Source organism: Enterobacter sp. JS8-1 (assembly GCF_049187015.1).
GTDB lineage: Bacteria > Pseudomonadota > Gammaproteobacteria > Enterobacterales > Enterobacteriaceae > Enterobacter > Enterobacter mori.
On the sequence record NZ_CP185806.1, the window covers coordinates 1 to 11,705 of the forward strand.

Here is an 11,705-nt window from a genome sequence, read left to right on the forward strand (position 1 = left end):
ATGAGCACATCGTTGTTCAGCAAAACCCCTTCGGTCACGGTTCTCGACAACCGGGGTCTGACCGTGCGCGACATCTCGTACCACCGCCATCCCGCCTCCCCGGACGTGACCAGTGAGCGCATTACACGCCATCAGTACGATGCCCGCGGCTTTCTGGCACAGAGCACAGACCCGCGACTGCACGACGCCGGACTGGCGAACTTCAGTTATCTCACCGACCTGGCCGGCAACGTGCTGCGCTCGCAGGGCGCAGACAACGGCACCACCGTCAGCCTGAATGATGCTGCAGGCCGACCTTTTATCGCGGTCAGCAATATCAGCACTGCCAGTGATGGCACGGAGGACAGAAGTCAGGCGGTAACCCGCACCTGGCAGTATGAGGATGCAGAACTGCCGGGGCGCCTGGTCAGCGTGACCGAGCAGGCCACCGGTGAAGCCGCCCGTGTCACGGAGCGCTTCATGTATGCTGCCAATACTGCCGCAGAGAAGGCGCTGAACCTGGCCGGTGCGTGCGTCTGCCATTACGACACGGCAGGCCTGACCCAGACGGACAGCGTGGCGCTGACCGGCGTGCCGCTCTCCGTCACCCGCCGCCTGCTGAAGGACGCGGACAACCCGGGCACCGTGGCCGACTGGCAGGGAGCGGATGCCTCAGCGTGGAAAGACCTGCTTGATGGTGAGACATACACCACCCAGACCACCGCTGACGCCACAGGAGCAGCGCTCATCACCACGGACGCAAAAGGCAACCAACAGCGCGTGGCCTACAATGTGGCGGGCCTGCTGTCTGGCAGCTGGCTGACGGTGACGGGCGGAAAAGAGCAGACTATCGTCGCCTCCCTGACGTACTCGGCCGCAGGCCAGAAGCTGCGCGAGGCGCACGGCAACGGCGTGGTGACCACGTATGAATACGAGCAGGAAACACAGCGCCTGACCGGGATTAAAACGGAGCGTCCCGCCGGGCATAAATCAGGGCAGAAAATACTGCAGGACCTGCGCTATGAGTACGACCCGGTGGGCAACGTCCTGAAAATCAGCAACAACGCGGAAGAGACGCGTTTCTGGCGCAACCAGAAAGTGGTGCCGGAGAACACGTATGTTTACGACAGCCTGTACCAGCTGGTCAGTGCCACCGGGCGCGAGATGGCCAATGCCGGTCAGCAGGGCAGCAGCCTGCCCGCCACCATCGTTCCCCTCCCCACGGACAGTTCTGCATATACCAGTTACACCCGCACTTACACTTATGACGAAGCCGGCAATCTGACGCAGATGCGTCACGCTCCGACAACAGGCAGTGGTTACACCACCAGAATAACCATAAGCAACCGGAGCAACCGGGGCGTACTGAGCACGCTGACGGAAAATCCCGCAGACGTGGACGCGATGTTCACGGCCGGCGGGCAGCAGATTCAACTGCAGCCGGGACAAACTCTGGTCTGGACACCGCGTAACGAGCTGCTGAAGGTGACGCCCGTGACCCGCGATGGTGGAGCGGACGACAGTGAGAGCTACCGCTATGACGCAGACAGCCAGCGCATCCTGAAGGTCAGCGTACAGAAAACGGGTAACAGCATGCAGACGCAACGGGTGTTGTATCTGGCAGGATTGGAACTGCGCAGTACGGCTACAGGGAACACGGAAACAGAAAACCTGCAGGTTATAACTGTGGGCGAAGCGGGCCTGGCGCAGGTGCGGGTGCTGCACTGGGAGAGTGGTAGACCGGAAAGCATCATCAACGACCAGGTGCGTTACAGCTACGATAACCTGACGGGCAGCAGCCAGCTGGAGCTGGACAACGCCGGTAACATTATCAGCATGGAGGAATACTATCCTTACGGCGGCACGGCGGTGTGGACGGCGCGAAGCCAGGCGGAGGCGAGTTACAAAACAATCAGGTACTCGGGCAAGGAGCGAGATGCGACAGGGCTGTCTTACTACGGCTACCGGTACTACCAGACGTGGGCGTGCAGATGGCTCTCCTCAGATCCTGCAGGCAAGGTGGATGGGCTTAATCTCTATCAAATGGTAAAAAATAATCCTATTACTAATTATGATAGCGATGGTCAGGCAACACTTTTAGGTAATGCTATATCAGGACTCAGTAATATTATAGAAAATGGAGTTCCCATGCCATCAATGCCACCAATGCCATCAATGCCATCAATGCCATCAATGCCATCAATGCCATCAATGCCATCAATGCCATCAATGCCATCAATGCCATCATTATTTTCCCCCCTCCGTTTTGTTGCTGGTAAAGTTTTCAAATATGCCTATAAGGCGGGAATAAAACGCTTATTTAAACATTCGAGAAATAATATTGAGCGCATAAGAAAATCTCGTCTGGCTAAAAGTGTTTTTATCGGTGGATTAATGGGGATGGCTGTAGGGGGAGCAATAGCAACCGCAGGTTTGGCTATTCCGGTTGCTATTGGCGCTGCAGCCGCTGCGACGCTGATAGGAGGGGCATTAGGTTACTTTAGTGGGCGAATAGCATCTGGATTCTCCCGTTTACTCCATAAAGCACCAGGTCCGACCTCTGCAAGGGCAGCAACTGCCGGACAATTTGCTAATTTTATTAATGGTGGTACAACTCAGTCTGCCGTAAATACGGCTCTGATTGGTGGCATTACTGATACTGGTTTAAATTTTCTAGGACGATCCTCTGACATTAGAATAACAACAGGAGGTGAAATAGGTACTGCTGCAGGAACCGATGTTGCGTTGCATGGAGGAACATCCGGGAGAGCAACTCAATATACGGCCCCGATAGGTGTCTCTCTTGGTTCGTTAGGTGCTGAGTCATATACAGATATGGAAGGAATAGGTGAGTTAGCAGCGGTAAGTGCCTATGAGGGGGCTCAAATCGGTAGAGGTCTTGACAGAATGCTCGGTTTTTCAGGTGGAAATATTGCCAGGCGACTTGGAAACAGAGCCTTACAATCAATAACAGGTTTAAACCTGCTCAGCCATCCTGCCGAATATGCAATGTCTGCAGCTTATGCTGGAGGTAGATCTTTCCTAGAAGTACGAACCCGGGCAACGAATAACTTCGAAAATTTCAGAAATCTATCTATCGACTGATAGCGTAAATTGTAAATTTATTCTGCAACCTGGGTTAATGATTCCGGGTTGCAGAATAAGTACTGGAAAAACTACCTTTAAGGTTGGACTGCCCCCATGCCTGTAGACAAATTCTGTCCTCACGACGAGGCCTGTTCGAAGGCCTCCGGACTGACGCCGCCGAGATGACTGTGGCGCCGGGCCCGGTTGTAGAACACTTCAATGTAATCGAAGATATCCGCCCGGGCCAGATCCCGGGTTTTATATATGCGTTTTCTGATCCGTTCTTTTTTCAGCGAACTGAAGAACGATTCGGCCACCGCATTATCCCAGCAGTTGCCACGCCTGCTCATGCTGGGGTCCGCTTGGAAAACGGGTAGAGTATACGGACAATGAGGTTTTCGATGCATTTATGAACGGCAGCTGGGATGGTGGTGCCGGAGGAAGTGCTGATTGCGTCGGAACCCCGCCTCCAAACCAATGGTGCGCACTCACCACTCCTGCCGTAACGTTCGACTACGGTACCGTCACACTCGCGGATGCCTCGGGCGCTAAACAGGATAAGGATATAGGGGTGACCTGCACCACAGGGATGAAATACACCCTTCGCTTGCGGGGCGAGAATGATGTGTCACTGTCGAACTGTATGCGTGCAGAACTCCGGGCCAATGGGAAACCGCTCACGTCCGAACTCAACGGGTCTGAGGGTGCGAATACCGTGAACATGACTGCCACACTTACCGGCACGCCCGATTGGGTGGGGGAGTTCCACGGCGAAAGTGTGCTCTTTGTTTCCTACCCGTAAACCGGCGGGGGCCTTGCCATGCGGACGTCACCCCGGGGGGAGCTGAAGAGAATCGGACTCGAGCCAACCCTAACCGCTATCAAAGGCTCGGTGGATATGCGTCAGTCAGTACCTCCCACAATGTAAGTCCGACCCTCCCAAACTGGGGTCCTGTCCATAATGTGCCGGACGATGCTGCTCAGGTCGGATTGTTATCAATCAAAAGCAAATCACCAGAGTGTATAACATCCAGGCCTGCGACACTTTCTATTACTCACTCCTCCAACGCGGGAAGGCAGGTTATATATGGATATTCCAGTGGTTTTCACAATGCTGACTATCGGTTTCATTCCTCAGGTGATTCATGTTTTCTCATAAGAAAATTCCTGTTTTCCGTTCAGTTCATGGTAAAATTATTCCAACTAAATAACACTAGTACGGGTTTAGCCCGCGGAAATGGAATATCTCATAGAGAGTCGTGTTGTCTTCAGTGTTGAAGGTAATGCACTGATTAATAAGGACAACCCTGAGCAACGAGTGGACATCAGTCTGATGGCCTCACGTCTTTTACTCGGGGGCTGACGCTCAGTGGAACGAAAACTCACGTTAAGCAATGCTTTCTTCCTCTGACGCCTCTTCTAATGGACTCAGGTGATCGTTTGTCTCATGTTCTTCCTTCCATATATTCTGAAAGAAAATGGTCGATTTGTTACTTTTTTCGCTAAAAATTCATGATAAAATCTACTAATGTCATATTAGTAGAGGTGTAATACATGCTTCCATCAATTAATCGAGCCCAGATAAATTGCTCAAGAAACTCAGTCGAGTTAACCAGTAATGAGTAAGTGAACAGCGTTCTAATAAAAATATATCTAGCGTAAGCAACACACATGATAAAATCAGCCCTGTATTATTTAATACTGAGCCTCGGAACAAAAACTATGATGAAACTTACGTTAAAGTTGGCGTCGCTGCGTGTATAAAAGAAAGCATGCCGGAAATTCCTGAACCGGATTACAGTGACTGTGATATCGACGATTCTGCCACAACTAATCTCTCATCAAACAAAAAAAACACCAATATATTATCTGGCCTTACTGAAGTTTACCGGGAGTTAAGTGGTGTTTCGGACGTCAAGTTGTTAATGGATTTTAATCAGGAAGATTTCATACAAAATTCAACCCTTGCAAAAGAAGGGGTTTGTGTGCCTTTGACATCAAAATGGTTAACTGAAAGAAACTCAATAATTGATTTCTTTTCTGATATATCCACTCCGGAAGGAAGAGAAGAGATCATGTATGTTGCTATGGAGAGGGTTAAAACTGGGAATCCTGGTGTTATTATTGACTACGTAAAAAATAAAGGATACACGATAGAAATATATGACAATTCTGCTCCAGTGGACGTTGGATTATATTCTATCCCCCTAGGATTACCAGGTTCATTTCATAACATGGCACTTGAATTAACAAAAAACAATGAAGCTACATTTTTCGACCCAAATTATGGGGAGTTTTTTTTACTAGTTTAACCTCTTTCAACGATTTCTTACCGCCATACTTAAGGTCCGCATACGATATTAAAGATGAGCCAAATATTTCTTATGTTCAATATGTAAAAATGGAAGGGTAGGGATGTTGGCGCCTCAATGTTTTTTGTTGGTTGGTAAAAAAGACGACAATACTTTGTTATTTACTTGAGCTAAGAATATTTTCGTCATCCAAAATTTTATAAACCGTGGAACGAGCAATACGGAGTTGCCGGGAAATCCCGGTAGCTCCAATTCCCTGACGATATAACGACAGCACATAGTCCCTGTCTACAGTTCTCCTGCGCCCAAACCGGATGCCTTTCAGTTTTGCTTCCTGTCTGCCTTCATTCGTGCGATCCAGTATCCTGAGCCGTTCGGCCTGCGCAATAGCCGACAGGATGGTCACCACCATTTGCCCCATTTCACCATCGGTACTGATCCCGTCATCAATAAATATGATTATCGCGAATTTGCCTGGCCCTGGACCTTTCGTCTTACCCGTCTTTTATATATCCGGGCTGTACGTCTGAAGAATCTCACTCGTTATGCGGGAATGACGTCGGTGTTCAATATCGCCAGGATGGCTCCGCAGAAAAGGACCGCGATACTGGTTGCTTTTGTCCTTGCATGGGAGACGCTGGCGCTGGATGATGCACTGGACGTTCTGGATGCCATGCTGGCTGTTATCATCCGTGACGCCAGAAAGATTGGGCAGAAAAAACGGCTCCGATCGCTGAAGGATCTGGATAAATCAGCACTGGCACTCGCCAGCGCATGTTCGTACCTGCTGAAAGAGAAAACGCCGGACGAATCAATCCGGGCCGAAGTATTCAGCCACATCCCGAGGCAAAAACTGGCCGACATCATCGCGCTTGTCCGTGTAATTGCCCGGCCATCAGACGATAACTTTCATGATGAAATGGTGGAACAGTACGGGCGGGTTCGTCGTTTCCTGCCCCGTCTGCTGAATACCGTTAAATTTTCAGCAGCTCCCGCCGGGAGCGCCACTCTGAATGCCAGCGATTACCTCAGACGGGAGTTCAGCTCACGGCGGCAGTATTTTGATGATGCACCAACGGAAATCATTAGCCGTCCATGGAAACGACAGGTAGTTAATAAGGAAAAACATATCACCCGAAGGGTGATATACGCTGTGCTTTCTCAGTAAGACGGCATATGCCACAATCAAGGGGATTGAAGTCATGCGGGCATTGCGTAAAGGACAGGCGGAAAACTTTTACTTCGGCCATCCCTTGGGTGAGATGCGTCTGGTAAGCAGAGTTTTTGAAATTTAAGGCCTTTCTGTAATTCCGAAGGCTACAGTATCAAGAAATTTGCAACAGTGCCATGGCAACCATTTCACAGGTGAGTGTTTTTTACTCAGATACAGTTCAAAAAAGTCAGATGTCGCATTTTGCAGCTTCGCTCCCACTAGGCCATTTTATGAGACAAGCATTATTTGCTGTCTGGATCCAAATGAGACGTTTTTTTCATTTGCAGCTAATGTGAGCCAGTCGAAATGAAATGCGAGTCCATCGGACTGATTGCGAGCACATTTCCACTTAATGTGAGCACAATCCGTTTTTCAGTTGCAGTTAATTTGAGCTGAAAAACGGGATAAATGCGATTTTGCGGGATTTCAAATGCGATTCGCTACACCTATGTAAAGGTCAATGGCCGCTGGGCTTATCTTTACCGGGCCGTTGACAACAGGGGCCGCACTGTCGATTTTTACCTTTCACCACGACGTAACAGCAAAGCCGCCTACCGGTTCCTAGGTAAAATCCTCAACAACGTGAAGAAGTGGCAGATCCCGCGATTCATCAACACGGATAAAGCGCCCACCTATGGCCGTGCGCTTGCGTTGCTCAAACGCGAAGGTCGGACGTTGAACACCGCCAGATTAAGTACCGTAATAACGTCATTGAATGCGACCATGGCAAGCTGAAAAGGATAATCGGCGCCACGCTGGGATTTAAATCCATGAAGACGGCTTACGCCACTATTAGAGGTATTGAGGTGATGCGAGCACTACGCAAAGGTCAGGCCTCAGCATTTTATTACGGCGATCCCTTGGACGAAATACGTCTGGTGAGCAGGGTCTTTGACATGTAAGGCCTTTCAGTCAGAAAAAAGGTTACCTCATCGCGAACTTTGCAACAGTGCCTCCTATGTATGATCTATATCAACAAAAATACCATAAAAAAACAACTTTGGAACATTTAACTACATTTTTCCACATTATTCGTGTGATAATCAAATTCAGCATACGGATAAAGAATTAAGTCAAGGATAACTTGCAGGTGTTTTTCTCATCACTGAAATTTAAACTTCAAATAATATTGATGTGTTCACTATTCTCTGTTTTGATTGTTGCCTGTGATAATAAAAGCGAATCGTTAATTCAGGGATATGTTGAGGGTGATTTTATGTATATATCATCTTCCGGACAGGGTGTTTTAAACATACTGGATGTTAAAAAAGGGGATGAGGTACAGTTAGGGGCTTTATTATTTGCGCTGGAAAATGAAAGTGAAACTCAGCAATTATTGCAGGCGCAGCATCAGTTTAATACTGAACAGGCAACTCTCACCGATCTACGTTCTGGCAGGAGAAAAACGGAACTGGATGTGTTGCGCGCTCAGCTCAGGGGGGCTGTTGCCGCAAAGGAGCTTGCCAATTCAAAATTAATCCGTAATGAAAAACAGGTCGCAAGCGGCGCGGTTTCTACATTTGATTTGGAAACTTACCGCGCGGATTTTCATCAGAAAGCTGCCGTGGTTGAAGAGCTGAAAAACCGCCTTTCTGCCGAAGAATTGCCCGCGCGTGATGCTCAACAACAGGCACAGACAGCCCGCGCTAAGGCAGCCCTGGCAGTACTTAACCGAAGCAGGTGGATACTGGATCAAATGACACGGTATGCGCCGCGCAGAGCACGGGTGTTTGATACTTTTTATCAGCCTGGAGAGTGGGTTCCTGCCGGAAGCCCGGTGGTGAGTCTGCTTGCACCTGGTAAGCTTAAAATCCGCTTTTTTGTTTCCGCGGCACAGCTGTCACAGGTTAAAACCGGCAAAACCATTCGTATTATTTTACAGCCGAATTCGGCTCCGCTAGCCGCCACCATTGATTATATCTCCCCCGAAGCTGAGTACACGCCACCCATTATCTACAGCAATGAGCGCAAGGATAAGCTGGTTTTCCTGGTCGAAGCAAAAACTGAGCAAAGTCACGCGGATGATTTGCATCCCGGCATGCCTGTTTCTGTGGTTCTGCCATTATGAACAGTTCGGTGGTCAGTGTTCAGAATATCAATAAGCACTTCGGCGATCGCCATGTGGTGAAGGATCTCTCGCTGGAAATAAATACCGGTAAGATTTGCGGATTTCTTGGCCCTAACGGCAGCGGTAAAACAACTTCTATCCGCATCATGTGTGGCCTGCTGACTCCGGATTCTGGCAGCGGATACTGTCTGGGCATTGATCTTTTCGGTCATGAAAAAGAAAAAATTAAACGCCAGGTCGGTTATATGACCCAACATTTCTCGCTGTGGAAAAATCTTACAGTACAGGAGAACCTGTGCCTTATTGCTAGGCTACAGACCATTCCTCAGCGGGGAAAACGGGTGGAAGATATTCTGCAGCAAACGGGGTTACAGAAATATCGCCATCATCTGGCCGGAAAGCTCTCCGGCGGATGGAAGCAGCGTTTAGCGCTCTCAGCCAGTCTGCTCCACAATCCAAAACTGCTGCTACTGGATGAACCTACCGCAGGTGTTGATCCCAATGCCCGGCAGGAGTTCTGGCAGATATTGCACCAGCTGGCGGACAGCGGAGTGACTATTCTGGTCAGCACCCACTATATGGATGAGGCAGAGCGCTGCCATCAGATTGCTTATATCGCCTACGGAAACCTGCTGGTTCAGGGCAGTACGGATGAGGTAATTAAACAACAACAACTGGTTACCTGGGCGATACGCGGTGAAAAACTCACCCATCTGGAAAAACAGTTACTGCTGTTGCCCGGTGTTGAACACACTTCACTGCTGGGTAACGTGCTGCATGTTACGGGCAGCGACCCTGCCTTGCTCAGTCAGTCTCTGACACCCTTTCAGCCACAGTATCGCCTGACAAAGACCGAGACCGGTCTGGATGATATTTTTGCTCGCCTGATTAAACATCATCAACAGCACACTACAGCAGGGATTTAGTACATGTTCGGATTTTCACTCACCCGTTGGTGCGGGATTTTTGTTAAAGAATTACAGGAGTTACGACGCGACGAATTAAGCGCCGGGATGCTGATCATCATACCGCTGATGCAAATCATCATGTTTGGCTATGCCATTAATATGGACCCTCGCCATTTGCCAGCTGCGGTGCTTGATGCCGATAAAAATATCATGAGCCGCAGTATGTTGTATGCCCTGCATAATTCCGGTTATTTCTCGTTTGACACGGCTATCACCACGGAGCAGGCAGCCGCTGAGGCGCTGGCTCAGGGTAAGGTGCAGTTTGTTATCAGCTTCCCGTCTGATTTCAGTCATAAATTATTGCGCGGTGAAAAAAGCAGCATGCTGATTGAGGCTGACGCCACTGATCCGGCAGCCATTGTTCAGCCGCTGGCGGCGGCTCAAATGCTGTCGGAACGGGTATTGAAACAAAACCTGCCGCAGACCCTGAAACCGGCATCGTCCGCGATCGCTGTTGAGGTGGTTCAGCACAGGATGTACAACCCGGAAGGCATTACACAATACAACATTGTTCCCGGATTGCTGGGTATTATTCTGACCATGACACTGGTACTGATGGCCGGGCTGGCGATCGCCAGAGAGAGTGAAAACGGCACGATGGAAAGTCTGCTGGCGACACCGGCTACGCCGCTTGAAGTCATGATCGGGAAAATAACCCCTTATGTGATTATCGGCATGCTTCAGTCTGTCGTTATCTGCATTATGGTGGTTTACCTGTTTAACGTTCCGATTCAGGGAGATCTGTTTTCCCTGTTTATTTCTATTTTATTGTTTATCGCCGCCAGCCTGGCTGTAGGCATTGCTTTATCCGTATTTGCCAAAAATCAGCTTCAGTCCATGCAGCTGACATTCTTCTATTTTTTGCCTTCTGTATTGCTGACCGGTTTTATGTTCCCGTTCCGGGGGATGTCGGAGTGGGCACAATATATCGGTTCGTGTTTACCTCTGACCTATTTTCTGCGGCTGATCCGCGGGGTGATACTCAAAGGCAATACCCTCGTTGACATGTGGGCTGATGTCTGGCCATTAATCGGATTTACCGCCGGATTTATGATCCTTGGCCTGTTTTTCTACCAACGAACACTGGATTAATGAACATCACTGTTCCTGTTTTAATGAAGATGAGAGTGACTTATGAATAACGACAAGAGAGATGAACGGTCCCTGACAGGGAATTTTATGATGTGGATGCATGAGCGTTTTCCGCTGCTCAACGCACCTTTTTTTTTTCTGCTGTTTATTGTGAGTTATACCGTTGCGGTAGAAGCAGAAAACAAAGCAGTCTTTTTCTCATGGAATGTCATTGCTGGCTGTCTGGCTTCCTGGTCCTGTTTTTTACTGATACGGATCTTTGATGAACATAAAGATTACCTGATTGACTGCACTTATCATCCCGGACGAGTGCTCCAGCGGGGGGTGATTACACTCAGACATCTCAAAATTGCAGGTATTGCCTGTATTGCGCTTCAGCTTGTAACCAGTATGGCGGTTGACAGAGGGATCGGCGGCAGTACGCTCGCCTGGGGGTTAATGTTCATCTGGATTTGTCTGATGGGTAAAGAGTTTTTTATTGGTACCTGGCTTAATCAATATTTCACCCTGTATGCCATTTCCCATATGCTGGTCATGCCGCTGATTATATGGTGGCTGGCGAATATTGCGATACCGGGCGTCATACTGAGTGCGCCTGTAAAAATATTGATGCTGCTCTCATTCATTGCCGGATTTATTTTCGAAATCACGCGCAAGTATAAAGGCCCCGATGAAGATCGGGAAAACATTCCGACATACTCATCCCTTTATGGCATCAAAACCGTCTTTACTATTCTCGTCCTGCTTGCCTCCATCATGCTGTTTATTCAACTCTGGTTGCTGCACGCCACCACCGGGAACATTTCATTTCCATCCTTAATTCCGTTAGTGATTTTTTATCTGCTGAGCCTGTATCAGCTCACGTCGTTTTTACGCCGTCCCTGTGCCCGTAATCGTAAACGTAATGAAGCAATCATTGGTCTTTATATGACTGTGGGATATCTCGATTGCGCAATAACCATTTTTAACCATGTTTCTGTTTAATA

6 protein-coding genes and 5 pseudogenes are annotated in these 11,705 nt (G+C 49.0%); 9 read left to right on the plus strand and 2 right to left on the minus strand.

Features of this window, described 5'->3' with window-relative positions:
• Positions 1–2,064: pseudogene (locus tag ACOQH0_RS23175) on the plus strand (RHS repeat-associated core domain-containing protein); the annotation flags it as partial.
• Positions 2,065–3,203: 1,139 nt separating this feature from the next.
• Here ACOQH0_RS23175 and ACOQH0_RS23180 read toward each other — a convergent pair.
• Positions 3,204–3,422, minus strand: a pseudogene (locus tag ACOQH0_RS23180) (IS3 family transposase); the annotation flags it as partial.
• A gap of 53 nt (positions 3,423–3,475) precedes the next feature.
• Between ACOQH0_RS23180 and ACOQH0_RS23185 the strand changes: the two are divergent.
• Both ACOQH0_RS23185 and ACOQH0_RS23190 read left to right on the plus strand, forming a co-directional pair.
• A complete protein-coding gene (locus ACOQH0_RS23185) occupies positions 3,476–3,868 on the plus strand; it encodes a hypothetical protein (RefSeq protein WP_421512425.1) in 393 nt (130 codons plus the stop codon).
• A 970-nt stretch (positions 3,869–4,838) separates the two neighbouring features.
• Entirely contained in the window at positions 4,839–5,378 is a 540-nt protein-coding gene (locus tag ACOQH0_RS23190; RefSeq protein ID WP_421512426.1) for a hypothetical protein, read from the plus strand.
• Between the two features lie 157 nt (positions 5,379–5,535).
• Here the strand turns inward: ACOQH0_RS23190 and ACOQH0_RS23195 are convergent.
• Positions 5,536–5,832, minus strand: a pseudogene (locus tag ACOQH0_RS23195) (helix-turn-helix domain-containing protein); the annotation flags it as partial.
• A 705-nt stretch (positions 5,833–6,537) separates the two neighbouring features.
• Between ACOQH0_RS23195 and ACOQH0_RS23200 the strand changes: the two are divergent.
• The 6 genes and pseudogenes from ACOQH0_RS23200 to ACOQH0_RS23225 form a co-directional block, all read left to right on the plus strand.
• A pseudogene (locus ACOQH0_RS23200) lies at positions 6,538–6,673 on the plus strand (IS6 family transposase); the annotation flags it as partial.
• 362 nt (positions 6,674–7,035) lie between these two features.
• Positions 7,036–7,493, plus strand: a pseudogene (locus tag ACOQH0_RS23205) (IS6 family transposase); the annotation flags it as partial.
• Between the two features lie 188 nt (positions 7,494–7,681).
• Positions 7,682–8,659: an HlyD family secretion protein gene (locus tag ACOQH0_RS23210; RefSeq protein ID WP_421512427.1), complete on the plus strand. Its 978-nt coding sequence runs from the start codon at positions 7,682–7,684 to the stop codon at positions 8,657–8,659.
• Positions 8,656–9,585, plus strand: a complete 930-nt coding sequence (locus ACOQH0_RS23215) for an ABC transporter ATP-binding protein (RefSeq protein WP_421512428.1) — start codon at positions 8,656–8,658, stop codon at positions 9,583–9,585. Before ACOQH0_RS23210 ends, ACOQH0_RS23215 begins: the two co-directional genes overlap by 4 nt.
• 3 nt (positions 9,586–9,588) lie before the next feature.
• Positions 9,589–10,719 (plus strand): ABC transporter permease, encoded by a 1,131-nt coding sequence (locus ACOQH0_RS23220; RefSeq protein ID WP_421512429.1) that lies wholly within the window; start codon positions 9,589–9,591, stop codon positions 10,717–10,719.
• 87 nt (positions 10,720–10,806) lie between these two features.
• Positions 10,807–11,703: a UbiA family prenyltransferase gene (locus tag ACOQH0_RS23225; RefSeq protein WP_421512430.1), complete on the plus strand. Its 897-nt coding sequence runs from the start codon at positions 10,807–10,809 to the stop codon at positions 11,701–11,703.
• Positions 11,704–11,705: the final 2 nt, after the last annotated feature.

Excerpts from the sequence above, each read along its gene's own strand:
- ACOQH0_RS23190 (WP_421512426.1), top strand. The coding sequence starts at position 4,839 with ATGCCGGAAATTCCTGAACCGGATTACAGTGACTGTGATATCGACGAT.
- ACOQH0_RS23225 (WP_421512430.1), top strand. The coding sequence starts at position 10,807 with ATGATGTGGATGCATGAGCGTTTTCCGCTGCTCAACGCACCTTTTTTT.
- ACOQH0_RS23185 (WP_421512425.1), top strand. The coding sequence starts at position 3,476 with ATGAACGGCAGCTGGGATGGTGGTGCCGGAGGAAGTGCTGATTGCGTC.
- ACOQH0_RS23215 (WP_421512428.1), top strand. The coding sequence starts at position 8,656 with ATGAACAGTTCGGTGGTCAGTGTTCAGAATATCAATAAGCACTTCGGC.
- ACOQH0_RS23220 (WP_421512429.1), top strand. The coding sequence starts at position 9,589 with ATGTTCGGATTTTCACTCACCCGTTGGTGCGGGATTTTTGTTAAAGAA.